We start from the raw sequence: 24,651 nt of genomic DNA on the forward strand, positions 1-24,651 counted from the left end.
CGGGCTGGGAGGGAAAAGGACGTGACGCGCTGCCCGGTGGGGACGAGAGCGAGAACACGCATGGTCGCAAGCCAGAAGGCACCCCCGACGCCCCACTAAGCTGTTAAGGTCACGCCCCGCACCCCGTCTCCAGCCGGGTCCGCACTTCCCCCTGCGGCGTCCACTCGCCCCCCGTGATCCCGAAGCCCTCGTAGTAGGAGCTGAAGGTCAGAATCTCCATCCGGCCATCGCCGTTCAGGTCCGCCAGCCCCGCCAGGCGGTAGAGGCTCGCCAGGGGCATGGGGGCGCCGCTTCCGGGATCGTAGGGCGTGCGGGGAGCGAGCGACGCGCCGAGGACCGTGGTGTGGGCCTTCCCATTTCGCACCGAGCGCAGGAGGAGCAGGCTGTAATCGCCGGGCTGCCCGACAGGCGGGGGGTAGAGGCCCGAACGCTCGGCGTAATGGGCAGCCTCGATGATGACCTCATCCGTCCCGTCGCCGTCGAGGTCAGCGCGGGTAAGGCCGAGCAGGTTGACCTGTGGGTTTTTCAGCCCCCGGCGCACCAGCTCATCGCGGACAAGCGCCCGGTAGGCCGGGTTGGAGGTCGGAAGGACGGTGACCGGGCGTGGGCGGGAGTTCCCGGTGGTGGACGTGACGACGCGGAAAACGGGGCTGGCCGGTAGGGGTTTTAACCCCAGATCGAAGCTGTCCTCGCAGGGGACGCCGAGGGAGGAGGCCCGAGTGCCGCCCGCGGTGGTCCCCCGGCCCGGCAAGTCCTGCACCCGGTAGCGGGCGCCCGCAACCAGGCGCGGAGCCGTGGCTGCCGGAGAGAGCCACCGCCCGCCGTCCCACGCGCCCAGCAGGATCGGCCTCGTCTCGCCGGGGAGCAGCACGAGCGCGGGCCGCAGAGGAGCAGAGGCTGATACTCCCAGGGAGACGCAGGCGAGCAGGGCCAGGGCGGACAGGGCGGGGCGGGGCATACCGCCAGTCTCGGCTCACCCGGGGATGCGTAAGTGAGAGGCGTCAGTCCCCCGCCCGGACGGTCACCCGGTTCCCCCAGGGATCATCGAAGGAGAGGGCGTCACCGCTGTCCTGCACGAACAGGTCGCGGGCGGCGAGGTGCGCCCGCAGCGGCTCCAGCTCCGGCGTGATGAACTCGGTGCCGCCCAGCCCTGCCGCAGGAAACGCGGGTCGCCCCTGCCCGCGCGAGTGCCACTCGTTCAGCCCCAGGTGGTGGTGGTAGCCGCCCCAGGATAGGAACGCTGCGCCCGGAAAGTGCGACACCACGTCCAGCCCGAGCGCGTCCGAGTAGAAGCGGGCAGCCTCGGCGGCGCCCCCCACTTTCAGGTGAACGTGGCCGATGGTGGTTCCAACGGGGGCGCCCTCAAAGGGGATGCCCCCCGCCTCCGCCAGAACAGCCTGCACATCCACCGGCAGGGTGTCCATCCTCACCTGGCCGTTTTCCCAGGTCCACTCGCCGCGGGGGCGGTCGCGGTAGACCTCGACGCCGTTGCCCTCGGGGTCGTTCAGGTAGATCGCCTCGCTGACGAGGTGGTCGCCCGTCCCCAGCCGCAGGCCGAGCGAGGCCGCGTGCGTGAGCCAGCGCCCCAGATCGGCGCGGGTCGGCAGCAGGAAGGCCGTGTGGTAGAGGCCGGGGCGACCGACGGCGGGCGCGGGAAGGTCTGGGCGGGACAGCAGGTGGAGCAATGGCGTGCCGTGCGCCCCCAGGGTGACGCGGTCTTCTCCCTCAAAGAGGGGTGCGAGGCCCAGCACCCCGGCATAGAACGCGGACAGGCGCGGCAGGTCGCGGGCGAGGAGCGTGACCGGGCCGACGTGGGTGGACGCGGGCAGGACGGGGGGCGCGGAGGTCATACCTCATTTTGCTCCAAGTACTTTAAAAAATCAATCGATTGATAATTCTATCCATCTCTATGCCGTGAGCGCCTGCTCAGAACCCGCTCCACCCAAAGGTGGATGAGCAATCACCTCTTTTGAGGTACATACTCAAAGCAGTACCACCCCTTAATCCTGCTTTCCCCGGAGGCCCCTATGGTTCAGACCGCGCTCCATGCTCTGTATGACGCCCTCTCCCGGCTGGCGGCCCTCGCGGTGCCGCTGGCCGTCACGCTGGGGGCGCTGCTGCTGGCGCTCCTGCTCGTCGGCCTGCTGGACCGCGAACGCTTCCGGGCGGGGCTGAGCTGGGCCGGGGGGCGGCTGCCGTTTCTGGGGCGCTGGGGGCTGGTGGCGCTCGCGCTTGGGGCGGGGGCGCTCGCCACCCATGTGACGCGCCGCGCGGTGGACGCCCGGATGGGGGCGCAGCTCAACGCCCGCTACGCGAACACGGCGGACCCGGCGGGCGGAGAGACGGTGCAGACGGCCCCGCGCGTCAGCCTGCTCACGACGCGGACGTACACGCGCACGCTGGTCCTGCCCGCCGACGTGTACGCCCGGCTCAACCTGAACGGCGGCTGGGAGACGCTGCTGCCGTACCTCAGCGGGGTGGGGGGCCAGAGCGTGCAGGACCTGCGCGAGGGCTTTACCCGGCGGGGCCGGAATCTGGTCTACACCCGCGACGTGACCCTGCAATCGGAAGAACCCCTGGGGCTGGACACCACCCGCGCCTACGCCGACCTGCGCTTCGTGAACCCGGCGGGCGGGCGCGGCACGTACTACAACGCGACCTTCAGCGCCGACTACACCTTCACCAACCCGCGGGAGAAGGCGAGCCCCGTGCGCTTCGTGTTCCCCCTCCCGTACGGCAGCGGCACCCTGAGCGGCTTTCGCCTGACGGTGAACGGCCGGGCCTACCGGGCGAGCGACCTGGGGGGCGGCAGCGTGTGGGAGGGTGTGGTAGGTGCCGGGCAGACCGTGCGGGTGAACGTCACCTATCAGCACCAGGGCTCGCGCGGCTGGAGTTACCGCCTGGCGGATCGGCGCGAGCCGCTGCGGAATCTCGACCTCACCGTGACGGCCAACCGGCCCGCCAAGTTCGAGCGGTACAGCCTCTATCCCACGTCGGCGGAGCGCACCGCGTTCGGCGGTCCCCAGACGCTGCGCTGGCAGCTTCAGGACGTGATCACCGCGCAGAACGTGGCGGTCGTGTTCGCCCAGGGCAGCGTGCGCGAGATGCTCGCCAAGATCGGCTTGGTGCAGCCACCCGCGCTCGTGCTGGCCGCGCTGCTCGCCGTGCTGTGGGCCGGGCGGCGGCGCCTGCCCCTGCCCCCGCTGCGGCTGGCGGGCGCGCTGCTGGGATTGGGCGTCGGGTTCGTCTTCGGAGGGGTGCTGACCGCCTATCTGCCCCCGGTCGTGGCCGTCCCGCTCGGGGCGCTGCTGGGCGCGGCGTTCGGGGTCATGGTGCTGGGGCGCGCGTACCTCTTCCCCCTCGTCGCCGCCGCCCTCGTGCCGCTCGCGTTCCTGGCCGTCGGGCACGCGGGGCTGCTCCTCACGCTGCTGGCGGCGGTCACGCTGGGGGTCCTGTTCCTGACGCGGGAGGGGTTCCCGACGGTGGAAAGGCGGGTGGCCTGAGCTGGCGCGCATTCCTGTCTCCCCTCCGGGCTTTTCTCTGGTACGGTCGGGTATGCGCGCCCATCTGCTCAGCACCCTGATCCTCGGCCTGCTGTCCACCGCCCTGGCCCAGAGTGGGGAGATGCGGACCCAGGAGGGGGCCCTCACCCGCCTGCTGGGGGCCGGGCAGCCCCGGGCGGAGTGGTTCGCGCCGGAATTCCTTGCCCAGGTGCCTTTGGCGACCATCACCGCGCAACTCGCCGGCATCCGTCAGGCGTACGGCGCCTTCGTGCGGCTGGACACGCTGGAGGGGCGCCCGCTCGCCGTGTACGAGCGCGGCACCCTGCTGATCACGGTGGCCTCGGTCGATGCCCAGGGACGGCTCACCGGCTTCGGGGCCGTGCCGGGTCCGGCGCCGCAGGGGACCACCCAGGCCCCCACGCAGGCCGAACGGGACACCATCCTCCAGACCCTGACCCGCGTGTTCCAGCCGGGGACGGTGGACCCCGCCCTCTTCGCCCCCGAGTTCCTGGCGGCGGTGCCCGAGACGCAGCTCCGGGAGCAGTTCTCGGCGATCCGGGCTCAGTTCGGCGCCTTCGTCCGGGTGGACCTGACGGGCGACGTGCCCAGGGTGATCTACGAGCGCGGCGCCCTCAACGTCACGTCGCTCCGGGTGGATGCCCAGGGCCGCGTCACGGCGCTCACCATCACGCCGGAGGTCACCTTCACCTCCCTGGAGGAGGCGCGGGCCGCCTTCGCCGCGCTGCCGGGTCAGGTCAGCCTGCTCGTGCGCGAGGTGGGCACGGGCCGGACCCTGGCCGCCCTGAACCCGTCCCGGCCCCTCGCCGTGGGCTCGACGTTCAAGCTGGCGATCCTGGGTGAATTGCAGGCGCAGGTGGGGCGCGGCGAGCGGAATTGGACGGACGAGGTCACGCTGACGGACGCCGACCGGAGCCTCCCCAGCGGCACATTGCAGGACGCCCCGGCGGGCAGCCGCTACACCCTGCGGGACCTCGCCGCGCGGATGATCCGGGACAGCGACAACACCGCGACCGACCTGCTGCTGCGCGTGGTGGGCCGCCCCGGGGTGGAGGCGCGGCTGGGGCAGACCGCGATGCCGAACACACGAGAAGCCTTCGCGCTGAAAAACCCCGCCAACCTGGACCTGCTGCGCGCCTACCGCTCGGCGGGCCTGGACCGGGAGGCGCGGCGCAGGGTCCTCGCGCAGGCCGCCACGGCGCCGCTCCCGAACGCCGCGCTCTTTGCCCAGGGTCCCGTGGCGCGTGACGTGGAGTGGTTCGTGAGCACCGAGCGGCTCTGCGCCCTGATGGCGGACGTGGCGGCCCTGCCCGAGACGACCCTGAACCCCGGCGTGGCAAGTCCCGCCGACTTCGCCCGGGTGAGCTACAAGGGCGGCAGCGAGGGCGGGGTGCTGAACCTCACGACGCAGCTCACGAACAAGGCCGGGAAGACGTACTGCGTGAGCGCGACCTGGAACGACGCCCGCCTCTTGAACGACGATGGGTTCATCGCCCTGTACGGTGGCGTGCTGCGGCTGCTGCGCTGAGGTCAGGAACAACGAAGGGGAGGACCCATCTCCGGCCCTCCCCCTGCCACCTCACGCTTACTCGAAGAGGGTGCTGACGCTCTCCCCGGTGTGGATGTTGGCGATGGCGTTGGCGAAGAGCGGCGCCACGTCAAGGACGGCGAGCTTGCCGTTGGAGGCGGCGATCTTCTCCGGCGACACGTACACCGTGTTCGTGCTGGCGACCTGCGTTACGTCCAGAGCCGCAATGCGCTCGATGGCGGGGCCGGTGTAGACGCCGTGGGTCACCGCCACGTACACGTCCTTGGCGCCCATCGAGCGGGCGATGTTCACCGTCTCGACCAGGCTCCCGGCGGTGCTGATCTCGTCGTCCACGATGAAGACGGTCTTGCCCTCCACCTCACCGATGAGCGCCCGGGGCCGGACTTCCGTGTCCGAGAGCCGTTCCTTGTCGATCATGGCGAGGCCAGAGTCGAGGCGGCGGGCGATCTGCGAAGCCCGCTTGATGCTGCCCGCGTCGGGGGCGAGGACCACGCCCTCGTGCGCGTTCGGCACGCACGACTTGAAGTGCTGGCTGAGGACCCGGTCGGCGGAGAGGTGATCGACGGGCACCTTGAAGTAGCCGTGCACCTGCGGCGAGTGCAGGGTCATCGTCAGGATGCGGTCGGCCCCCGCCTCCTGCAAGATGTCGGCGACGAGCCGCGCGGCGATGGAGATGCGCGGGCTGTCCTTCTTGTCACTGCGGGCATACGAGTAGTACGGGATGACGGCGGTGACCCGGCCCGCCGACGCGCTCTTGGCCGCGTCGATCATCAGCAGCAGTTCCATGATCGCGTCGCTGACGGGCGTGGAGAAGGTCTGCACGATAAACACGTCGCCCTCACGCAGCGACTGCTCGTAATGCACGATCAGGTTGTCGTTGGTGAACTTCTCGGTCTTGCTCTGACCCAGGGTCACGCCGAGGTTGTCGCAGATCGCCTGCGCGAGCGGCCGGTTGCTCTGTCCGGCGAACACGAGCAGGGGCTGGCGGCGGCTTTGCGCCAGCCGCTCTAACTGGGGGCGTGGGGACACGGTCACGGTGGGGAACCTCCGGGAAAGGGGAGCGGTGATCTTCTCGCGCTGGGGCGAACGCACCGCAGCATACCCGGCCCGGCGAGTCACTGTCACGGCGCTGAAGGGGGCGTCCGTCCCCGACGTGGGGACAGCCCGGGAACGGGTAGCATGACCCGTGGCCTGGCTTCTCCTACTCCTGGCGGTCCTCGTGGGCACCGCAGTTCCCCTCCAGACCGCCGCCAACTCGCGCCTCGCGCTGGCGGCCGGGCATCCCACCTGGGCCGCCCTGATCAGCGTCATCCTCACCCTGCTGCTGCTCACCACCTTTGTCCTGCTCGTGCGGCCCGGTCACGTCTCGGCGCTCGCGGGCACGAGGCTGCCGTGGTGGACCTGGATCGGCGGGGCCTTTGGAATGATCTACCTGGTGGGGCTCGCCGCACTGGCCCCCCGTCTGGGCACTGCCACGCTGTTTAGCCTGACTGTGCTGGGGCAACTGCTGGCGGCAGGGGTCTTGGAACACTTCGGCTGGCTGGGGCTGCCGCACCACGCCCTGACACCGGGGCGAGTGCTGGGGCTGGCGCTGGTCGTGGTGGGAATTGTGCTGGTGCGGCGGTTCTAGCCCAGGCAAGTGAACCTCATATGCTTGGGCCATGACCTCCAAGCCTGATCCTCAACGCATCGCTCAGCTCAAACGACGCTATGTGGGACAGGGGTTGAATGAGGCAGAACTGCGGCGCGTCGAAGCTGGCCTCGGCCTGCACATTCCCCCGACCTATCGCACGTTTCTCTCTCTGACTGGGAAGATGTCCGGCACGATTCCTGATTGGGAAGGTTCTGATTACGCAGGTGACCTTCTCGACCTCAACTTGGAGGCACGTCAGCTCCTGACCAGGAACCCACACCTTCAGCAACTTCCCCAGGATGCGTTCGTATTCCTATTCCACCAGGGCTATAGCTTGCTCTTCGTCCTCGCATCCCTTGGCGACGCTTCACCCGTGTACACCTATGCGGAAACGGAAGAACCCTGGATGACCGCTTTCGAACAAGTTGCCGAATACTTGGACGACGTGATGTTGCAAGTCGCCCCGAGCGATTGGCGGGCAGCGAAAATCATCACGGGCACGGCGATCACCTCATAGGCATTGCCTTTGAGTAAGAAGGCGGGGGCGCGGCCCACCTCGCCACGCCCCCGCCTTTCCCACTACCTCACTCGCCCCGGAAGATTTTCCCCACCTTGCCCAGGAAGCCCTCGCGGTGTTCGTTCACCTCGTCGCCGACGGCTCGGGCGTAGGCGTGCAGGGCCTCGCGCGCCTCGGGGGTGAGCTGGCCGGGCTTGGGGACCGCGATCTCGTACTCGACGATCAGGTCGCCCACTCCGGCGCCCTGCAAGCGGGGCAGGCCCTGGCCGCGCAGGCGGTGGAGTTCGCCGTGCTGGGTCCCGGCCTTGACCTCGACCGCTTGCGGGCCGTCGAGCGTCGGGACCGTGATCTCGCCGCCCAGGGTGGCCTTGGCAAAGCCGATCTTCGCCGTGTAGATCAGGTGCTCCTGCTCGCGGCGCAGGTCGGGGTGGGGCTCCATCTCGATATGCACGTACAGGTCGCCGTTGCCGCCCGGCCCCTCGTGGCCCCGGCCCGCCACCCGGATGCGGTAACCCTCGTCGATGCCGCGCGGGAGCTTGACGCTGACGCGCTCGGCCTTGAGGGTCCGGCCCCGCCCCTTGCAGACCGTGCAGGGCTCCTCGATGGTCTGGCCCTCGCCGCGGCAGGTCGGGCAGGGCTGCTGGGTCTCCACCACGCCGAAGATCGTGCGGGCCTGGGCACGAACGGCGCCCATGCCGCCGCAGGTCGGGCAGGTCCTGGGCGGCTTCCCGCCGGGCTCCGTGCGGCCGCCGTGGCAATGCTCGCAAGTCGTCAGGCGGTCCACCTCGACCTCGATCTCCTCGCCCGCGCGCGCCTGGAGCAGGGTGACGCGCGCCTCGGTCTCGATGTCGTCGCCGCGTGCCGGTCCCCGGCGGCCCCCCCGCGCCCCCCCCAACCCGCCGAAGAGCTGCTCGAAGATGTCCATGGGGTCGAAGCCCACGCCCCCCATGCCGCCGAAGGGGTCACCGCCCGGCATCCCGGCGCCCGGCGCGCTGCCGAAGCGGTCGTAGTGGGCGCGCTTCTCGGGGTCCGAGAGAACGGCGTACGCCTCGTTGATGCGGGCGAACTGCTCGGCGGCCCCCGGCTCCTTGTTGCGGTCGGGGTGGTACTTCAGGGCCAGCTTGCGGTAGGAACTCTTGATCTCGTCGGCGCTCGCGGTGCGCGAGACACTCAGCAGTTCGTAATAGTCCATGTGTGTTTGCACGCCAGGCATCACCCAGCCTCCGTCTCCCAGGTTAACACGACCGGACTCAAGAAACGTGGGCGCGTCTAGGCGGTGGGCATGGGATCAGGGACCCGCGCGAAGTAGTCCAGCCGCATCGCCCCCCGCACCGCCCGCATCGTCCCGGCGGCAACCTCCCGGCCCCGCTCGGTGCCGTCCCGGACGATAGCCTCCACGCCCACCCGGTCCCGCGCAAACTCGGCCCGGCGTCCGCGGATGGGGGCCAGGGTCGCCTCCAGCACCTCCAGCAGGTGCCGCTTGACCCGCACGTCGCCCAGGCCGCCCCGGCGGTAGTGGTCCTTGAGCGTCTGCACCCCCGCCTTATCCGGGTCGAAGGCGTCGAGGTAGGCGAAGACCGGGTTGCCCTCCACCGTGCCGGGGTCCTCCACCCGCAGGTGGTTGGGGTCCGTGTACATCCCGCGCACCTTGCGGGCCACCTCGTCCGCGCTGTCGGAGAGGAAGATGGCGTTACCCAGCGACTTGCTCATCTTGGCGCGGCCGTCCAGCCCGGGCAGGCGCGCGGTCTCCCCCACCAGCGCTTTCGGCTCGACCAGCACGGGCGCGTAGAGGTGGTTGAAGCGGCGCACGATCTCGCGCGTCTGCTCGATCATCGGAAGCTGATCGTCGCCGACCGGCACGAGGTTCGCCCCGAAAGCCGTGATGTCCGCCGCCTGGGACACGGGATACACGAAGAATCCGGCGGGCACCGCCTCCCCGAAGCCCTTCTGCGCGATCTCGGTCTTGACGGTCGGATTCTGCCGCAGGTGCGACACCGTGACGAGGTTGAGGTAGAAGACGGTGAGTTCGGCAATCTCGGGGACCTGGGACTGGATCACGAACGTCGCCGCCCGTGGGTCCAGGCCAACGGCGAGGTAATCCAGCGCCACCTCCAGCACGTTGTCCCGCACCTTCTGGGGATGCTCGAAGTTGTCGGTCAGCGCCTGCACGTCCGCGAGCAGGACGTAGGTTTCGTACTCGTGCTGGAGCGCGACCCGGTTTCGCAGCGAGCCGACGTAGTGGCCGATGTGGAGGGGACCGGTGGGGCGGTCGCCCGTCAGGATGCGGGGTTTGGTCATGGAGTCCTCCGAAGGGAAAAAGAAAAGGCGCCCAGATCACTCCGGGCGCGGCCTGCCAGCAGAAACGAGGAAGGTCACCCGGTCAACTTCCGGGCCACCACCACACGTTCTGCAGGCTCATGAGGGTCAGCATAGCAAGTTCTCCCGCCTACCGCTCCACCGCCGCGTAGGTGCCCAGCGCGATCATCGCCCCGCCGGAAGCGAGGCGCTGACCCTTCTGGAAGCGGGCATTCAGCCGCAGACGCGAGCCCAGCGGTCCGGCGAACACGGCCACGAGGAGGTCGGCGAGCGTATTCAGGACGACGGAGGTGGTGCCCAGCAGGACGAACTGCCAGAACACGTTTCCCGCATCGGCGCGAACGAACTGGGGGATGAAGGCCAGGAAAAACAGCGCCGTCTTGGGGTTGAGCATCTCGGTAATGATCCCCTGAGTGAAGGCCTGACGTTGCCGCCCAGCGCCCACGTCCAGTTCCAGCCTCTCCCGGGACAGCAGGGTGCGCACGCCGAGGTAGATCAGGTAAGCGGCGCCCGCGTACTTCACGACGCTGAAGGCCACCGACGAGGCCAGGATGAGGGCCGAGAGCCCGGCGGCAGAGGCGAAAACGTGGAACATCCCGCCCACCAGAGTGCCCAGCGAACTCTGCACCCCGTCGCGCCGCCCCCCGCCCAGGCTGCGCGCGAGGACGTACAGCAGCCCGGGACCGGGAAGTGCGGCGAGCACCAGGGCCGCCAGGAAGAACGCGCCGTACTGCTGGGGATCAACCATGGCTCAGCCTAGCAGCCGTCTCCTCAACCCCCCAGTCCAGGATGACCTTGCCGCTCCGCCCGCTGAGCATGGCGGCGAAGCCCTTCTGGTACTCGCCGATGGGGAAACGGTGCGTCAGGACGGGGGTGAGGTCGAGCCCCGACTGGATCAGGGCCGTCATCTTGTACCAGGTTTCGAACATCTCGCGGCCATAGATGCCCTTGATCGTCAGCATCTTGAAGATCACGTCGTTCCAGTCGATGTCCACGTGGCCCGAGGGAATGCCCAGCATCGCCACCTTGCCGCCGTGGTTCATCGTGCGGATCATCTGGGCCAGCGCCGCGCCGCTGCCGCTCATCTCCATCCCCACGTCGAAGCCCTCGGTCATGCCGAGTTCGGTCTGAGCGACGGCCCACAGATCCTCGCGGGCGACGTTGACGGCACGAGTCGCGCCCATCTTCCGCGCCAGGTCCAGGCGGTAGTCGTTCACATCGGTCACCACGACGTTCCGCGCCCCGACATGGCGGGCGACGGCAGCGGCCATCACGCCAATCGGGCCTGCCCCGGTGATCAGCACGTCCTCGCCCACCAGGTCGTAGGTCAGCGCCGTGTGGACCGCATTGCCGAAGGGGTCGAAGATGGAGGCGATCTCGTCGGGGATGCCCTCGGGGATCTTGAAGGCGTTGAAGGCGGGCAGCACGAGGTACTCGGCAAAACTTCCCGGGCGGTTCACCCCCACCCCCTGCGTGTTGCGGCAGAGGTGGCGGCGACCGGCGCGGCAGTTGCGGCAGTGCCCACAGGTGACGTGGCCCTCGCCGCTCACCCGGTCCCCGATCTCGAAGCCGCGCACCTCCGAGCCCATCCCGGCGACCACGCCGACGTATTCGTGGCCGACGACCATGGGGACGGGGATCGTCTTCCGCGCCCACTCGTCCCACCTGTAGATATGCACGTCGGTGCCGCAGATGGAGCTGTTCTTGATGCGGATGAGCAGGTCGTTCGGGCCGGGCGTGGGCACTTCCGTCTCGACCATCCACAAGCCCTCGCGCGCTTCCTGCTTGCTGAGGGCCTTCATGGTGGTGGGGGTCGAGGTCGTATCAACGGGCGAGGGGGCGGTCATGGCAGGTCCTTTCGGGGAGGGGGTGCCTCCCGGTGTCGTCATAGGCGGGGCCGCGCTGGGGCGGCGCACTCGGTTTCCAGCCCACCATAACGCGGGGGAAGGCCACCCACCATGCCCGCTCTCACGCCGAAGGCCCAAGTGAGCCTCAAGGTGGGGAGGAGGCTGGCCGGGTACGCTGGACGCATGATCCGCTACCGCAGGCAGAACGCCCTGACCCCCGAAAAAGACGCCGAGATCACGGTGAACCTCACGCCGCTGCTGTTTTTCGCGGTGGGCTACGTGGCGATGCGGGCGCTGCTGGGCACGTTGATGCAGGGGCAGAACGAGTAGCCGCTGCGGTACCCTGTCCGCATGACTGCTCCCAGCGCCCCCCCGCAGTTCAAGAGCGCCGCCAGCGGCCGCACCGTCGTGCCCGGCTGGATGAACCTCGTGCCCGGCCAGCCCGACGCCATTGAGGTGCAGCTCGACCTGGCCCCCGACGACCTGGCCCGCGAGCACGCCTGCCTGCTCGTCGAGTACTGGCCGGACGGGAAGGACCTGACCCTTCAGAGCATCCTGCCCGTGCGGGCCTTTTCCGCCACGCCGGAGGGCTGGTGCCTGTTCGTCCCCTCGCAGGGCCGGGTGCTCGTGCGCGCCATCGACCCGCAGCCCAATCCGCCCGTGCTGGCCAGTCACTGGCTGAATATGGAGCCGGGGACGCCCGCTGGGACGAGCGTGACGGTCAGCATCAAGTTCCCCCAGCAGGCGCCGGACACGGCGAACGGTTAAGGGAGGGGGCCGCCGTTCATGACCCGACGCTGAAGGTCGGGACGGCGCCCCCACATGCCTGGCCCCCTACCAAGGCACATGCTGCGCGGGAGAGGAGACAAGGTGCCCTACCGCCTCAGCATGGAGTTGCAGTCCGGCGCCGCCACCGAGCACTTCGAGCGCGAGTTTGGCAACCTGCTGGACGCCAAGCGCTACGCCCACAACCAGGTGCGCGGCGACATCTTCTGGACCGTGCGGGAGGATCACCTGGACGGCCTCGCTCCCGAGTACGCCTTCCGCATCGAGGCGGTCGGGGAGGATGCGGGGAAGCCCCTCGACCTGGACCAGGAGACGAGTGCCGACACCCAGAGCGACTCGCTCTTCACGCCCCAGGGTCCCGTGGACGACTCGCGCTGACGGAGCGCTGACCGCTTACCCCAGCCCCAGCAACCCCTCCACCCCGCGCCGCGTTGCCGACAGAGCCTCGGGAATACGCCAGGCCGCGCGGTCGCGGGGGCCAACCGGATTGCTGACCCCCCGAATCTCCAGGGCCGGAACACTGGAGAACAGCGCCGCGTGCGCCACGCCCGCCCCCTCCATCCCCTCGGTGAGCGCGCCGGGGTGACGGCGGGAGAGGTCGAGGGCCTGCTGCGCCGTTCCGGTCACGGTATTCAGCGTGAGGGTCGGGCCGCACGCCGCCCCCACGCGCTCGGCGAGGCCACGTGCCCCCTCCCAGGCGGGGAAGATTCCGGCGTGGGGGGTGTCCGGCACGACGGAGAGCCCCAGCGCCGTGAGGTCGAGAAACTGGTCGCCATCCCGCGCCCCCAGGTCGGCCTGCACGATCACGCTGGACACGGCGAGGTCGCCCGGCCCGAGCCCGCTGCCCGGGTACGCCCCCCCGATGCCCGCGCTTACCGCGAGGTCGAAGGGTTCCCGGGAAAGCGCGTCCGCCGTGGCGAGTGCGGCGGCCACCGGCCCGACGCCACTGACCACCACCCGGGCGGGCAGGTCCGCCAGCCGGGCGGCCTCCCCGGCGGTGGCGACGACGATCAGCACCTTCATGGGGCCACCGTAGCGCGGATGGGCACGGGAAGGCGGACGCCCGGCCCCGCGAGCGTCCGCCTGGAGGAACGTTCAGGCGTCCGTCTTCGTCCCGACCACCTGCGGCGGCTGCACCGCGCTCGCCCCGTTCCCCTTCGGCTGGCCCCGGTTCTGGAGCAGGCTCAGCAGGTTCACGCCCGTCGCGTTCTCGACCTGCTCGACCATGCCGATGATGTTGGCGGGGAGGGTCTGCACGGCGCTCCTCGTCGCCTGGCCGTTGCCCGAGTCGATCACGGTGAGCTTGTCGATCTGCATGCCCTGCACGCTCTTGGCGAACTGCTCGACGATGCCCGGCAGCATGTTCAGGACGTAGGCGCGCTCGCCCTCGGCCCCCGCGTTGCGGAAGGCCTCCACCATCAGGCTGACGGCCTGGGCCTTGGCGCGGCCCTCCTCGATGATGGGGGCGGCGGCGGCCTGCGCGGCGAGGAGTTCGGCCTCGCGGCGGGCGCGGGCGGGGGCGACCACGTCGGCCTCCAGGCGCTTCTGGTTGAGGATCACGCGCTCCTGCTCCAGTTGCTGCTCGGCGACCACGCGGGCCTGCTCGGCGGTGACCTTCGCCTCGTTCTCGCGGGCGGCGGAGATCGCCTCCAACTCGGCCCGGCGGACGCGCAGCTCATTCTCACGCTCCAGAATCGCCTGCTGGGACGCGGTCTGGGCGATGGTCGCGCGCTGCCTCGCCTGGGCCTCGACCTCGGACGCCTCGGCATTCTGCTGGGCCTCGATGATACGGGCCTGGCGCTGGGCCTCGGCGCGGCGCTGGCGCAGGGCGGCCTCCAGCGCGGCCTGCTCCTGCTCGAAGTTCTGGGTGGCGCGGACCTTGGCGAGTTCGGCCTCCACCGCCGCCTCGTTCTGGCGCGAGAGCTGGATGGCCCCCAGCTCGGTGCGGCGCACCTCCAGCCGGTTCTGCTCCTCCAGGATCGCCTGCTGGCTGATCGCCTGGGCGACCTGGCTGCGCTGCAACGCCTGCGCCTCGGCCTGGGTCGCCTCCGCGTTGCGCTCGGCCTCGGCGATGCGGGCCTCTTTGAGCACCTCGGCGGCCTTGCGGCGCCCAATGGCGTTGAGGTAGCCCCCCACGTCCGACACGTTCTGAATCTTGAGGGTGTCGAGCTTGATCCCGAGGTTGTTGGTGTCGTGCTCGGCCTCCTCGATCAGGGCCTCGGCGAAGCGCAGGCGGTCCTCATTGATCTCCTCGGGGGTCAGGGTCGCCACCACCCCGCGCAGGTTGCCCTCCAGCGTGTCGCGCACGATGGCGGTCAAGTTCTCGCGCGGCACGTCCAGAAAGCGCTCGATGGCGTTCGAGAGCTGCGGCTCCTGCGCGTTGATCTTCACGTTGGCGACGGCGTGGATCTTGAGCGGGATGCCGCCCTTGGAGTAGGCGTTCTCGATGCTCAGGTCGAGCGGAATGGTGGTGAGGTCCATCCACGACACCTTTTCCAGGACCGGGATGCGGAAGGCCCGCCCACCCCGGATGACCCGGTAGCCCACCGTGTCCCCCTCCTCGGTGCGGCGGCTGCGGCCCGAGATCACGAGTACCCGGTTGGGCGGCACCACGATCAGGAAGTTCTGGATGAGGATGAAGACGAGGATGATCCCCAGCAGGATCAGCCCGGCGGTGATCAGCGTTCCGGTGAGTACCACGGTGTTCTCCTTCTTTCCTGCGGGCCGGGCCTCACGCCACGCGCCCGTCCCAGGCTTTCACGTCCAGCACGCCGCCCTGCGCCCCGATCACGATGACCGCGTCCCCGGGGTGCAGGGGGTCGTCGCTGCGGGCGAGCACATGCTCGATCTGCCCCGCGACCGTCAGCGCGACCTTGCCGGGGCGGCCCGGCGCCGGGGGCACGAGCACCTTCCCGGTCCGTCCCGCCATTCGCCCCGCCGCCGCGCTCACCTCGCCGCGTGTGCGCGCCACCCGGAAGGCGAGCGAGGTGAAGGCCCCCACCGCCAGCCCGGTCACGAGCGCGACGAGCAGCCGTCCCGGTCCTGAGAGACCCGCCAGGCCACCCACCACCCCCGCCAGCCCGAAAAAGGCGGCGAAGCTGACGAGCGCCCGCACGGAGAACCACGAGGCGAAGTCGTGCAGGTCGGAGCTGTGTCCCACCCCATCGCCCGCACTCACATCACCGTGATGCCCGCCGAGCAGCGACGCGGCGAGCAGGCCGCCCCCCACGAGCAGGCACAGCAGATAAATGTCCATGCCCAGATTGTCCTCCTTGCCCTACGGTACGCGAGCAGGAGCGGGGAAGTTGCCGCAAAGGAGGTGTACCCCCAGCGCGGGTGATGCCGGCCCCGTTCTCCCTCTCCCCTTGTGGGAGACCTGCCAAGCAGCGGGTTGGGGTGAGGGGGCGTGTGACCAGCTCGGAGGACGCCGAGATGGCCTGTCTCAGGCCCTTGCCGCGCCGCAGGTCGTCCACGTTCACCCCCTCCCCGCCTCCTCTCTCAAGGGGAGGAGCCAAGAACCCGTTCAGCACGGGCCGGAGGGCCATCTTCCTCTCCCCTACGGCATCAGCCGCTCGATCCGCCAGCCCTCACCCTCCCGCGCATAACGGAAGCGGTCGTGCATGCGGTTGCGGCGGCCCTGCCAGAACTCCCACTCCCCCACGCGCACCCGGTAGCCGCCCCAGTAGTCGGGCTTGGGGACGGGCGTGCCCTGGGGATAGCGGGCCTGGAGTTCGGCGAAGCGGGCTTCGAGCACCCCCCGGTTCTCGATGGGCGCGCTCTGGGGATCGCTGGCGTGCGCGGCGAGCTGACTCTGGTAGGGCCGGGCGTGGAAGTAGGCGGTACTCTCCTCGTCGGAGACACGCCCGACCTCTCCCGAGGCGCGGACCTGGCGCTCGTGGTCTGCCCAGTGGAAGAGGACCTCGGCCCTTGGGTTCTGCGCCAGGTCGCGGCCCTTGTGGCTCTCGTAGTTGGTGTAAAAGGTCAGGCCGCGCTCGTCCGCCCCGCGCAGCAGCACCGTCCGCACGCTGGGGCGCCCCGAGGCGTCCGCCGTGGCGAGGCTCAGGGCGTAGGGCTCGCGCAGGCCGTCCCGGATGGCCTCGTCCAGCCAGCCCTGGAACTGGGCAAGGGGGTCGGGGTTCAGGTCGGCGCGGCGCAACTCGGCGCGGTCGTAGGAGAGGCGCAGGGAGGTGAGGTCAGTCATGGGTGTCTCCGGGGGATGAGGGCGGTGGCCGTCGGGGTCGACCCTGAGTATGCCCGAGGGGGTCGGGGCCTGACCGGAAACAAGGCTCAGGCGGCCGCAGTCCACCCCCCCGTTCTCCACCCTTTCTTCACGGTCCGTGTGCCCCTTAGACTGCTGCCTATATGGTTCGCGGTGACCTGGCGGTATTCCCCTTCATGCCCGTCATGCAGATGCTGCTCTCCAGCGGGCGGGCGGGGCGGTTCAGCGTGGCCCACCCGCGCGGCGGCGAGCTGTGGCTGGAGCCGGGGGAGATCGTCCACGCGCGGGCCGGGGCGCTGACCGGAGACGCGGCCCTGCAAGTGATGAGCAGTCTGGACGGTGGGCAATTCGCCTTCGCCCCCGACGTGATCCCCACCGAGCGGACCCTCGCGCTGCGCCGCGACGCCGCCCTGCGCCGCCTGATCGAGGACGCCGACGCCTGGGCCCCGCTGCTGCGCGTGTTTCCCGACTGGAACCGGCCCCTGCGCTTCACCCCGCGCTGGACGGAGGCGCAACCCGTCACCCGGGGCCAGTACGTGGCCCTGAGCCTGATCCCCGAGGGCCTGCCCCTCAAGACCCTGCTGGAACGCACCGGCCAGCCCCCCCGCACGACGCTGGAGACGCTGCGCCCCTTCGTGACGGCGGGCCTGGTCGAGCTGGGGTGAGGCGCCCCTCCCCTGAGCCACCTGACCCATGCATTCCCGGCCCGGCCCCCGTATACTGGCGGGGCAGTGACCGGGAGGAGTACCCGGAGGTTGCGCCCACAGGAAGGCCCCGCCGTGACTGAGAGCGGAGCCGGGAGGGCAGCCGGGGAAAGTCGCCCGCGAGCGAGGGGGAGGAAAGGCCTGCCGGCCGAGTAGAGCCCCCCGGGAGCGCCCGTCAACGCGCGTTACGAGCGCCGCGCCCGCATACGGGCCGGAACGGCGGTGGTACCACGGGACCCAGCAGGAATGCCTCGTCTCGTCCGCACTCGGAGGATCAGCTCCGGCGGGCGAGGCGTTTTCGTTTGGAGGTTTCCTTGACTGTCACCCCGTTCGATCATTTGGACACTGCCCGTGACTTCGCCGCTCTTCACCTGTTGCGTGAAAAGGCCATGTGTCTGGTCGTCCGCCAGCGCCCGAACGGAACGCCTGAGTTGCTGGTTCTCGACCAACCCGAGGCCCCGGAGGCGGGCGTGCAACTTCCGGCGGGTGGGGTGGAGGCCGGGGAGACGCCGGAAGCCGCCGCCGGGCGAGAACTGGGTGAGGAGACGGGCCTGAATCTCCCCCCGTCCGTGTACCTCAAGTCCTACCTCTGGGAGGCGCAGCTCCCGGACTGCCTGACCCGCCAGGTCTGCCACGCCTTCCTGTTCCTGGCCCCACCCGATCTTCCCGACGAGTGGGAGCGTCAGGCCGACGGTGAACGCTTCGCCTTCCGCTGGGTGCCTGCCGCCACCGCCTCCCTCGACTGGGAGATGGACGCCGCCCTTCCTGACCTTCTGCGCCACCTTTCAGCCTCCCCGATGGAGCCCTCCCATGACTGACACGACCTCCCCCGACCTCCCCGCCGAGGCGAACACCCTCGCCAAGGCCTTCGACCCCGCCGCCATCGAGCCCGCGTGGGCGGCCCGCTGGCGCAACGAGCCCTTCCGGGCGGACGCGAGCAGCGGCAAGGAGCCCTTCACCATCGTGATCCCGCCGCCCAACGTGACGGGCAACCTGCACCTGGGGCACGCGCTCGACAACACCCTGATCGACACGCTGATCCGCTTCAAACGGATGCAGGGCTTCGAGGCGCTGTACCTGCCGGGCATGGACCACGCCGGGATCAGCACGCAGGTGGTCGTGGAGCGGCAACTCAAGAATGAGGGCCTGACCCGGCTCGACCTGGGGCGAGAGGCCTTTGTCAGCCGCGTCTGGGCGTGGAAGAACGAGTCGGGCGGGATGATCCTCGACCAACTGACCCGGCTGGGCGCGAGCGTGGACTGGACCCGCGAGCGGTTCACGATGGACGAGGAGCTGAGCCGGGCCGTGCGCGCCCAGTTCGTGCGGCTGTACCACGAGGGCCTGGCCTACCGCGGCGAGCGCATCGTGAACTGGGACCCGGCCTCGCAGACGACGCTCTCGGATCTGGAGATCGACCGCGAGGTGCGCAAGGGCAAGATGTACACCCTGCGCTATACGCTGGAGGACGCCTCCCTGCCCGCCAGCAACGGTGAAAGCGGCGAAATCCGCATCGCCACCGTGCGCCCCGAGACGATCTTCGCGGATCAGGCCATCGCCGTGCATCCCGAGGACGAGCGGTTCCGGCACCTGATCGGGCAGCGGGCACGCATTCCCCTCACCGACCGCCTCATCCCCATCATCGCCGACGAGGCGGTGGAGCGGGAGTTCGGCGTCGGGGCGCTCAAGATCACGCCCGCCCACGACCCGACCGACTTCGAGATCGGGGAACGGCATGGGCTCGCGCGGCCCAGCGTGATCGACCTGGACGGGAACCTCGCTGGCGACCTCGTGCCGGAGCAGTTCCGGGGGATGGAACGCTTCGCCGCCCGGAAAGCGGTGGTGGCGGCGCTGGCCGAATCCGGCGACCTGCTCGAGGAGAAGGACCACGACACCGCCATCGGCCTTTCCGAGCGGACGAAGGTGCCGGTGGAGCCCATCGTCTCGACCCAGTGGTTCGTGCACATGAGGCCGATGGCCGAGCGGGTGCTCGCCGGGCTGGACGCGGGCGAGATTCGCCTCACGCCCGAGCGGTACACCAAGGTCAACCGCGACTGGCTGGAGAACATCCGCGACTGGAACATCTCGCGCCAGCTCTGGTGGGGACATCAAATCCCCGCCTGGTACGACGACGAGGGCAACGTGTACGTGCCCAGCCCCGAGAACCCCGACCTGGACTGCGACCAGGACCCCCGGTACGCGCACCTCAACCTGCGGCGCGACCCGGATGTGTTCGACACGTGGTTCTCCTCCAACCTGTGGCCCTTCTCGACGCTGGGGTGGCCGGACACCGACTGCGAGGACTACCGCAAGTTCTACCCGACGCAGGTACTCGTGACCGGCTACGACATCCTGTTCTTCTGGGTGGCGCGCATGGAGATGGCGGGCTATCACTTCACGGGGCAGGCGCCCTTCTCCACGGTGATGCTGCACGGTCTGTACCTCGACGCCAAGGGCCAGAAGATGTCCAAGAGCAAGGGGAACGGCATCGACCCCCTGGTGCTGATGGACCAGTACGGCACGGACGCCTGCCGCTTCGCGTGGGTGTACCTCTCGACGGGCGGCCAGGACATCCGGCACGACGAGCGCCGCTACGAGCAGGGGCGCAACTTCGCCAACAAGCTGTGGAACGCCGCGCGCTTCGCCCTGCTGCGGCTGTCGGAGGGGGTGCCGGGGCTGACCGGGGAGGACGCCCTGACCCACTACGTGCGCGCTGCCGTGGACCGCCAGGAGGGCGAGACGCTGCGCAGCCGGGACGCCCTGGCCGCGCTCCGCACCCGGCCCGACCTCACCCTCGCCGACCGCTGGATCATCAGCCGCCTGGACGAGGTGACCGGCGAGGCGACCGCCCAGCTTGGCGCCTATGACATCGGCGCGGCCATCCGCACCCTGTACTCGTTTACCTGGGACGAGTTCTGCGACTGGTACATCGAGGCGGCCAAACCCGCGCTGGCCCAGGGGCAACTCGGCACGCTGGCGACCCTCAAGGCCGTGCTGGAGCACATCCTGAAGCTGCTGCACCCCTTCATGCCCTTCATCACCTCGGAGCTGTACGCCGCGCTGGGGCACCGCCGCCAACTGGCGCTGCACTCGTGGCCGCAGCCCGACCCCGCGCTCCACGACACCGAGGCCACCCGCGCCTTTGGCGCCCTGCGTGCCGCCGTGAGCGCCGCCCGCAGCCTGAAGAACGAACTCGGCCTGGCGCCGCAGGACCGCCTGAATGTGACGGTGGAGGGTCCCCTCGCCCCCCTGGTGCAGGAGAACGCCCGGGTGGTGGAGGGGATCGCCCGCGTGACGCTGGTGCCCTCGCTCACGGGCCGGACCCTCAGCGCCGTCGAGCAGGGCGTGACCATCCGCGCCCCGCTGGAGGGCACGGTGGACGTGGGCGACTGGCTCACCAAGCAGCGTAAGCGCCTCGCCGAGTTCGACAAGCAGATCAAGCAGGCACAGGGCAAATTGAACAACGAGGGCTTCGTGGCCCGCGCCCCCGCCGAGGTGGTCGAGGAGGAGCGGCGCCGGGTGCAGGACTTCGGGGCGCAAAAGGAGCGGCTGGAGCAGGTGCTGGCCCAGTTCGCGTAAGCCTCGCCCGGACGCTTTACCGCCCCGTATCCGACCTCGGACGCGGGGCGCGTCCCTTACCCCGGGCGGATGCGGCCGACCCTCCACCTCCTCGCCCTGCCTGGGTCCGGCGAGATTCCGCCCGCCCCCGATGAGACGTGGCGCTGAGAACGCGGCATCCTGGGGCATGACCCCGCCCACCCTCACCGACCTCGCCGACTGGCTGCGCGACACCCTCGGGGAGGCGCACCCGCTCTTCCGGCCGGGCCCCGACGAGGTGCGGCGCCTGGCGCTGGCCCTGGAACCGGGCGACCTGCCGCCCACCCTGGAGGCCGACGCCCTCTTCCTCCACCGCGCCCGGCGGGTGGGGGACGCCTGGCCGGGGCTCGGCGTGCTGGGCGCCCACGACGGCTTCGACCTCCACCTCACCACCGGGCCGAATTGGCGCCTGGCCCGTGCCCTGGGATGGACGGACGTGCGCGAGGTCGTCCGCGAGGGAAAGCTGGCGGGCATCACCGCAACGCCGCCGCAGTGGACGTGGCGGGAGGTGCGGGCCGCGATCCTGGCCGAACTCGGCGGCGAGGACGACTCGTGGCCGCCCGCGCCGGACGCTCCCCTCCCCCTGCGCCTCGCCCTGATGAACGCCATGAATCCCGGGCTGATCCGGCAGGTGGCCGATATGGGCGCGCGGCTCTACCTCACCGGGCAGATGCGGCCCTCGGCGGCGGGAGCGGCGCGGGAACTGGGAATGGGGGTGATCGCGCTGGGGCACCGCCGCACCGAGCTGTGGGGGCTGCGGCAGCTCGCGCGGGAACTGCGGGCGGCGTTCCCGGAGTTGGAAACCCGGGTCTACCCCGCCGAACCCGTCACGCCCGGCTGAATTCCGCCGCCTGTGCCAGCGCGTCCGCCGCCGCGTCCACCTCTTCCCCGGTCGTCGCAGCCCCGAAGCTGAAGCGCAGGGTGGCGCGGGCCTCCTCCTCGCTCAGGCCGAGGGCGGTCAGCACGTGGCTGGGCTGCATCGTCCCGGCGGCGCACGCACTCCCGGCACTCGCCGACACGCCCAGCAGGTCGAGGTTCATCAGCAGCGCCTCGCCGTCCGCGCCGGGCAGGGTGACGGAGGCGACCTTGGGGCTGGCGTCCGGCGGGTGGTTGACGCGCAGGCCGGGGATGGACGCCGCCCGCGCCAGAAATCGCTCCCGCATCCGGGTGAGGTGGTCGAAGGTCGCCTCCCGCGCCTCCTCCGCGTGGGTGAGGGCCACGCCCGCCGCGTATACGCCCGCCGTGTTCTGGGTGCCGGGGCGCAGCCCGCCCTCCTGCCCCCCGCCCAGGGTGACGGGGGGCAGCGTGGTGCCGCGTCTCACGTACAGGAAGCCCACCCCACGCGGCCCGCCCCACTTGTGGGCGCTGAAGGTGGCGAAGGTGACCCCCCATCCGGACAGGTCGAGGGGCAGCACGCCGGGGGCCTGCACCGCGTCGGTGTGGTAGGGAATGCCCCTTGCGGCGGCGACGGCGGCGAGCGCGGCCGTGTCCTGCACGGTGCCGATCTCGTTGTTGGCGTGATGGATGGAGACGAGGGCGGTGCCCTCCCGCAAAGCGTCCGCGAGGAGTTCGGGCGAATAGCGGCCCTGCGCGTCCGGCTGGAGGAACGTCACGTCCCAGCCCTGACCCGCCAGCCAGCGGGCGGGGGCGAGGACGGCGGAGTGCTCGGTCCGGGTGGTCACGAGGTGGCCGGGCCGCCCGTGCGCCTCGGTCCAGGCCCGCGCCACCCCGAGCAGCACGTGATTGTCCCCCTCGGTGCCCCCGCCGTTGGCGATCAGGGTGCGGGCGTCCACTCCCAGGGCGGCGGCGACGCGGGCGCGGCCCTCCTCCAGCCGCTCGCGGGCGGCCTGCCCCGCCGCGTGGACGGAGGCGGGATTGCCGGGCAAGGCGGCGGCGTGCGCGTAGGCGGCGAGGGCCTCGGGCGTCATGGGGTGGGTGGCGGCGTAGTCGAGGTAGATCATGGGAGGTGGGGGCCGGAAAGGTGTCCTGTTGGGCGGGGGCGGGGCAGCCTCAGCCCGCGCTGGAAGAGGTGGCCCTTCGCTTCGTGCAGGACGACAAGCCCCCCTGCCCCCTGATGTGACTGAAGCCCGCCGCTACGGCGTGACCGTCGCGTACTCGCTGCCGTCCCGCCGGATCACGAAGGTGGCGTCGCCGCGGACGGTCTCAGGGCCCTCGGCGACCGAGCCCGCCAGTTGGCTGCTGTCCGTCGGGCCGACCACCAGCCGCTCCCCGTCCGTGTCGCGCACGACGATGGTGTAGGTGCCCGCGGGCAGGTCCTGGGGGAACTCGTACCGGAAGTTGACCGTCCGCGCCGTCGCGTCGGGGGTCGTGCCGGAGTCCGGGGGGGTCGCGGGAATCTGCTCGGGCGTGAGTGGGGCCGTCGTCCCATCGGTGGTGGTCCCGTCCGTCGTGGTTCCGTCGGGCGTGGTCCCGGGGGCCTCGGGGGGGGCCACCTCCGTCCCGCCGGTGTCCGTTTGCCCGGTATCGCCCTGACCGGTCGCGTCGGTGCCAGGCTGCCCCGTACCGCCCTCCCCGTTCGCGGGAGAGGTGACGGGCGGCGGCAGGGGCAGGCTGCCCGCGGGCTGGGAGGGCGGGCTGTAGCGGGCGACGGCGACCGTCAGCGTGACCGGGCTGCCCACCGGCACCCGCACGTAGGGCGCGGGCGTCTGGTCGAGCACCGTGTTCTCCGGGGCGTCGCTGGGCTGCTGGATCACGCGGGTGATCACCAGCCCGGCGATGCGCGCGTGTTCGCGGGCCGCCTGATAGGTCAGGCCTTGCAGGTTGGTGAGCCACGTCTCCTTGCCGCGCACCCCGGTAGACACCATAAGCTGCACGGGCTGCCCACGCTGGAGGTCCGCGCCGGGGTCGGGCACCTGCGCGATCACCCGGCCCTCGGGCGTCTTGGTGAGGGTGCCGTCCACCCGGATGACCCGCCCCAGGGTCAGCGCGTTGTCGCGCAGCGAGGCGCGGGCCTGCTCCACCGTGAGTTCCTCCAGCCGGGGCACGGTCACCGAGGGCGGGTTGTTGACCGTCAGGGTGACCTGCCGCCCCACCGGGAGATTCGTCCCCGCCGGCGGGTCCTGCCGGATCACGGCCCCGATGGGCAGGTTGGCGGCGTCGCCCTTGGCGTAGTTCACCTGGAATCCGGCGGCGGTCAGGGTCCGGGCAGCCTCGGGCGCGGGCTTGCCCGTCACCGCCGCGATCTCGCGCACGGGCGGGTTGAGGTAGATCTGCGCGGCCTGTGCCCCCAGATACCCCGCGCCGCCCAGCAGCAGCAGCCCCGGCACGAAGGTGAGCCACGCTCCCGGCTGCCGCTTGCGGCGCACCCGCCCCCGGTTCAGCGGCGCGAGGGCGGCGGCGTTGAGCCGGGCGACCTCCTCGGGGGTGCGGCCCTCGGGGGCGGGGCGCAGGTAGGCGACGCGCACCTCCTTGCCGTCCACCAGCACGTCGGCGTCGGGGAGGGCGTAGCCGTGCTCGGCGAGTCGGGCGGCGAGGGCCTGCACCGCCTCCACCGTCTCCTCCTGCTTCTTGGGCTGGGCGGCGAACTCGGAAAGCGGCGTGCCCGTCACGGGCTGCCACACCGCGTAGTAGGCCCCGGGGCGCGCGACCACGTCGGTCAGGCCCGCCGGGGCGATGGCGCGCAGGGCCGCGCGGTAGGCGTGGAAGCCCTGACGCGCGGCGGGCGAGGTCACGTCGAACCACGCCACCCGGCGCGTCGCGCCCTCGCCCGCGCGAACCTCGCTGAGGGTCACGTGCCCCTCGCGCGAGAGTTCCCGCACCACCTGGTACTTCCCGTCAATTACCGCTGCCGTCTGGCCCGTCATGCGTCCGCCAGCATAGCGCGGCGGGGTGAGGAGAGGGGACGGACGAGCTTGGAGGAGGCCGCATGGGCCTGTCACACCGGCAGGGGAATGCGGACGACAGGCAGCGCGGCGGACAGACGAGACAGGCCACTGTACAGGGGC

24 protein-coding genes are annotated in these 24,651 nt (G+C 70.7%); 11 read left to right on the forward strand and 13 right to left on the reverse strand.

Features of this window, described 5'->3' with window-relative positions:
- Positions 1–109 precede the first annotated feature (109 nt).
- Both DAERI_RS06575 and DAERI_RS06580 read right to left on the reverse strand, forming a co-directional pair.
- Entirely contained in the window at positions 110–958 is an 849-nt protein-coding gene (locus tag DAERI_RS06575; RefSeq protein WP_133161972.1) for an FG-GAP repeat domain-containing protein, read from the reverse strand.
- A 43-nt stretch (positions 959–1,001) separates the two neighbouring features.
- Positions 1,002–1,850, reverse strand: a complete 849-nt coding sequence (locus DAERI_RS06580) for a VOC family protein (RefSeq protein WP_103128617.1) — start codon at positions 1,848–1,850, stop codon at positions 1,002–1,004.
- 177 nt (positions 1,851–2,027) lie between these two features.
- Here DAERI_RS06580 and DAERI_RS06585 point away from each other — a divergent pair, with 177 nt between their 5' ends.
- Together DAERI_RS06585 and DAERI_RS06590 are read left to right on the forward strand one after the other, a co-directional pair.
- On the forward strand, positions 2,028–3,503 hold the full coding sequence (locus tag DAERI_RS06585; protein ID WP_103128618.1) for a hypothetical protein: 1,476 nt from the start codon (positions 2,028–2,030) through the stop codon (positions 3,501–3,503).
- Between the two features lie 52 nt (positions 3,504–3,555).
- A complete protein-coding gene (locus tag DAERI_RS06590; RefSeq protein ID WP_103128619.1) occupies positions 3,556–5,049 on the forward strand; it encodes a serine hydrolase in 1,494 nt (497 codons plus the stop codon).
- Between the two features lie 57 nt (positions 5,050–5,106).
- Here DAERI_RS06590 and DAERI_RS06595 read toward each other — a convergent pair whose 3' ends face one another.
- The gene (locus tag DAERI_RS06595) at positions 5,107–6,105 is read right to left on the reverse strand and encodes a ribose-phosphate diphosphokinase (RefSeq protein WP_103128620.1); all 999 of its coding nucleotides are present in this window, start codon (positions 6,103–6,105) and stop codon (positions 5,107–5,109) included.
- A gap of 151 nt (positions 6,106–6,256) precedes the next feature.
- Between DAERI_RS06595 and DAERI_RS06600 the strand changes: the two genes are divergently transcribed.
- On the forward strand, positions 6,257–6,700 hold the full coding sequence (locus tag DAERI_RS06600; protein ID WP_103128621.1) for a DMT family transporter: 444 nt from the start codon (positions 6,257–6,259) through the stop codon (positions 6,698–6,700).
- Positions 6,701–6,731: 31 nt separating this feature from the next.
- Positions 6,732–7,220 (forward strand): SMI1/KNR4 family protein, encoded by a 489-nt coding sequence (locus tag DAERI_RS06605; RefSeq protein ID WP_133161973.1) that lies wholly within the window; start codon positions 6,732–6,734, stop codon positions 7,218–7,220.
- Positions 7,221–7,287: 67 nt separating this feature from the next.
- Here the strand turns inward: DAERI_RS06605 and dnaJ are convergent, their stop codons facing one another.
- The 4 genes from dnaJ to tdh all read right to left on the reverse strand — a co-directional run bounded on the left by dnaJ (position 7,288) and on the right by tdh (position 11,338).
- On the reverse strand, positions 7,288–8,412 hold the full coding sequence (gene dnaJ / locus DAERI_RS06610) for a molecular chaperone DnaJ (protein ID WP_103128623.1): 1,125 nt from the start codon (positions 8,410–8,412) through the stop codon (positions 7,288–7,290).
- A 77-nt stretch (positions 8,413–8,489) separates the two neighbouring features.
- Complete coding sequence (gene trpS / locus DAERI_RS06615) at positions 8,490–9,518, reverse strand: tryptophan--tRNA ligase (RefSeq protein ID WP_103128624.1); 1,029 nt, start codon at positions 9,516–9,518, stop codon at positions 8,490–8,492.
- A gap of 148 nt (positions 9,519–9,666) precedes the next feature.
- Positions 9,667–10,284 carry a LysE family translocator gene (locus DAERI_RS06620; RefSeq protein WP_103128625.1) on the reverse strand — a complete coding sequence of 206 codons (618 nt, stop codon included), beginning with the start codon at positions 10,282–10,284 and terminating at the stop codon, positions 9,667–9,669.
- Positions 10,277–11,338 carry an L-threonine 3-dehydrogenase gene (tdh, locus tag DAERI_RS06625; protein WP_103128694.1) on the reverse strand — a complete coding sequence of 354 codons (1,062 nt, stop codon included), beginning with the start codon at positions 11,336–11,338 and terminating at the stop codon, positions 10,277–10,279. Before tdh ends, DAERI_RS06620 begins: the two co-directional genes overlap by 8 nt.
- A 228-nt stretch (positions 11,339–11,566) precedes the next feature.
- On the opposite strand from tdh, the gene DAERI_RS22345 reads away from it, so the two are divergent.
- The 3 genes from DAERI_RS22345 (at position 11,567) to DAERI_RS06635 (ending at position 12,547) form a co-directional block, all read left to right on the forward strand.
- Positions 11,567–11,713 carry a hypothetical protein gene (locus DAERI_RS22345; protein ID WP_165794099.1) on the forward strand — a complete coding sequence of 49 codons (147 nt, stop codon included), beginning with the start codon at positions 11,567–11,569 and terminating at the stop codon, positions 11,711–11,713.
- A gap of 21 nt (positions 11,714–11,734) precedes the next feature.
- The gene (locus DAERI_RS06630) at positions 11,735–12,151 is read left to right on the forward strand and encodes a uracil-DNA glycosylase (RefSeq protein WP_103128626.1); all 417 of its coding nucleotides are present in this window, start codon (positions 11,735–11,737) and stop codon (positions 12,149–12,151) included.
- 102 nt (positions 12,152–12,253) lie between these two features.
- Positions 12,254–12,547 (forward strand): hypothetical protein, encoded by a 294-nt coding sequence (locus tag DAERI_RS06635; RefSeq protein WP_103128627.1) that lies wholly within the window; start codon positions 12,254–12,256, stop codon positions 12,545–12,547.
- Positions 12,548–12,562: 15 nt separating this feature from the next.
- Here the strand turns inward: DAERI_RS06635 and mqnB are convergent, their stop codons facing one another.
- The 4 genes from mqnB to pdxH all read right to left on the reverse strand — a co-directional run bounded on the left by mqnB (position 12,563) and on the right by pdxH (position 16,370).
- Positions 12,563–13,192 carry a futalosine hydrolase gene (mqnB, locus tag DAERI_RS06640; RefSeq protein WP_103128628.1) on the reverse strand — a complete coding sequence of 210 codons (630 nt, stop codon included), beginning with the start codon at positions 13,190–13,192 and terminating at the stop codon, positions 12,563–12,565.
- A gap of 72 nt (positions 13,193–13,264) precedes the next feature.
- The gene (locus DAERI_RS06645) at positions 13,265–14,869 is read right to left on the reverse strand and encodes a flotillin family protein (protein WP_103128629.1); all 1,605 of its coding nucleotides are present in this window, start codon (positions 14,867–14,869) and stop codon (positions 13,265–13,267) included.
- A gap of 31 nt (positions 14,870–14,900) precedes the next feature.
- Positions 14,901–15,425, reverse strand: a complete 525-nt coding sequence (locus tag DAERI_RS06650) for an NfeD family protein (protein WP_103128630.1) — start codon at positions 15,423–15,425, stop codon at positions 14,901–14,903.
- A gap of 300 nt (positions 15,426–15,725) precedes the next feature.
- Positions 15,726–16,370, reverse strand: a complete 645-nt coding sequence (pdxH, locus tag DAERI_RS06655; protein WP_103128631.1) for a pyridoxamine 5'-phosphate oxidase — start codon at positions 16,368–16,370, stop codon at positions 15,726–15,728.
- Positions 16,371–16,531: 161 nt separating this feature from the next.
- On the opposite strand from pdxH, the gene DAERI_RS06660 reads away from it, so the two are divergent.
- The 4 genes from DAERI_RS06660 to DAERI_RS06675 all read left to right on the forward strand — a co-directional run bounded on the left by DAERI_RS06660 (position 16,532) and on the right by DAERI_RS06675 (position 21,527).
- Positions 16,532–17,053, forward strand: a complete 522-nt coding sequence (locus tag DAERI_RS06660) for a DUF4388 domain-containing protein (protein ID WP_103128632.1) — start codon at positions 16,532–16,534, stop codon at positions 17,051–17,053.
- 353 nt (positions 17,054–17,406) lie between these two features.
- The gene (locus DAERI_RS06665; protein WP_235610280.1) at positions 17,407–17,910 is read left to right on the forward strand and encodes an NUDIX domain-containing protein; all 504 of its coding nucleotides are present in this window, start codon (positions 17,407–17,409) and stop codon (positions 17,908–17,910) included.
- Entirely contained in the window at positions 17,903–20,668 is a 2,766-nt protein-coding gene (locus DAERI_RS06670; protein ID WP_103128633.1) for a valine--tRNA ligase, read from the forward strand. Before DAERI_RS06665 ends, DAERI_RS06670 begins: the two co-directional genes overlap by 8 nt.
- Positions 20,669–20,834: 166 nt before the next feature.
- Positions 20,835–21,527 carry a Nif3-like dinuclear metal center hexameric protein gene (locus tag DAERI_RS06675; RefSeq protein ID WP_103128634.1) on the forward strand — a complete coding sequence of 231 codons (693 nt, stop codon included), beginning with the start codon at positions 20,835–20,837 and terminating at the stop codon, positions 21,525–21,527.
- Here DAERI_RS06675 and DAERI_RS06680 read toward each other — a convergent pair.
- Positions 21,514–22,647, reverse strand: a complete 1,134-nt coding sequence (locus tag DAERI_RS06680; RefSeq protein ID WP_103128635.1) for a cysteine desulfurase family protein — start codon at positions 22,645–22,647, stop codon at positions 21,514–21,516. The two genes, DAERI_RS06675 and DAERI_RS06680, sit on opposite strands and share 14 nt — an antisense overlap.
- A gap of 132 nt (positions 22,648–22,779) precedes the next feature.
- The gene (locus tag DAERI_RS06685; RefSeq protein WP_103128636.1) at positions 22,780–24,510 is read right to left on the reverse strand and encodes a PASTA domain-containing protein; all 1,731 of its coding nucleotides are present in this window, start codon (positions 24,508–24,510) and stop codon (positions 22,780–22,782) included.
- Positions 24,511–24,651: the final 141 nt, after the last annotated feature.

The sequence above is a fragment of the Deinococcus aerius genome, from assembly GCF_002897375.1.
GTDB classification, from domain to species: Bacteria; Deinococcota; Deinococci; order Deinococcales; family Deinococcaceae; genus Deinococcus; species Deinococcus aerius.

Bases quoted from the DNA above. Each gene is read 5' to 3' on its own strand.
- DAERI_RS06575 (WP_133161972.1), bottom strand. From the start codon at position 958: ATGCCCCGCCCCGCCCTGTCCGCCCTGGCCCTGCTCGCCTGCGTCTCC.
- DAERI_RS06580 (WP_103128617.1), bottom strand. From the start codon at position 1,850: ATGACCTCCGCGCCCCCCGTCCTGCCCGCGTCCACCCACGTCGGCCCG.
- DAERI_RS06585 (WP_103128618.1), top strand. From the start codon at position 2,028: ATGGTTCAGACCGCGCTCCATGCTCTGTATGACGCCCTCTCCCGGCTG.
- DAERI_RS06590 (WP_103128619.1), top strand. From the start codon at position 3,556: ATGCGCGCCCATCTGCTCAGCACCCTGATCCTCGGCCTGCTGTCCACC.
- DAERI_RS06605 (WP_133161973.1), top strand. From the start codon at position 6,732: ATGACCTCCAAGCCTGATCCTCAACGCATCGCTCAGCTCAAACGACGC.
- dnaJ (WP_103128623.1), bottom strand. From the start codon at position 8,412: ATGGACTATTACGAACTGCTGAGTGTCTCGCGCACCGCGAGCGCCGAC.
- trpS (WP_103128624.1), bottom strand. From the start codon at position 9,518: ATGACCAAACCCCGCATCCTGACGGGCGACCGCCCCACCGGTCCCCTC.
- DAERI_RS06620 (WP_103128625.1), bottom strand. From the start codon at position 10,284: ATGGTTGATCCCCAGCAGTACGGCGCGTTCTTCCTGGCGGCCCTGGTG.
- tdh (WP_103128694.1), bottom strand. From the start codon at position 11,338: ATGAAGGCCCTCAGCAAGCAGGAAGCGCGCGAGGGCTTGTGGATGGTC.
- DAERI_RS22345 (WP_165794099.1), top strand. From the start codon at position 11,567: ATGATCCGCTACCGCAGGCAGAACGCCCTGACCCCCGAAAAAGACGCC.
- DAERI_RS06630 (WP_103128626.1), top strand. From the start codon at position 11,735: ATGACTGCTCCCAGCGCCCCCCCGCAGTTCAAGAGCGCCGCCAGCGGC.
- mqnB (WP_103128628.1), bottom strand. From the start codon at position 13,192: ATGAAGGTGCTGATCGTCGTCGCCACCGCCGGGGAGGCCGCCCGGCTG.
- DAERI_RS06650 (WP_103128630.1), bottom strand. From the start codon at position 15,425: ATGGACATTTATCTGCTGTGCCTGCTCGTGGGGGGCGGCCTGCTCGCC.
- pdxH (WP_103128631.1), bottom strand. From the start codon at position 16,370: ATGACTGACCTCACCTCCCTGCGCCTCTCCTACGACCGCGCCGAGTTG.
- DAERI_RS06660 (WP_103128632.1), top strand. From the start codon at position 16,532: ATGGTTCGCGGTGACCTGGCGGTATTCCCCTTCATGCCCGTCATGCAG.
- DAERI_RS06670 (WP_103128633.1), top strand. From the start codon at position 17,903: ATGACTGACACGACCTCCCCCGACCTCCCCGCCGAGGCGAACACCCTC.
- DAERI_RS06675 (WP_103128634.1), top strand. From the start codon at position 20,835: ATGACCCCGCCCACCCTCACCGACCTCGCCGACTGGCTGCGCGACACC.
- DAERI_RS06680 (WP_103128635.1), bottom strand. From the start codon at position 22,647: ATGATCTACCTCGACTACGCCGCCACCCACCCCATGACGCCCGAGGCC.
- DAERI_RS06685 (WP_103128636.1), bottom strand. From the start codon at position 24,510: ATGACGGGCCAGACGGCAGCGGTAATTGACGGGAAGTACCAGGTGGTG.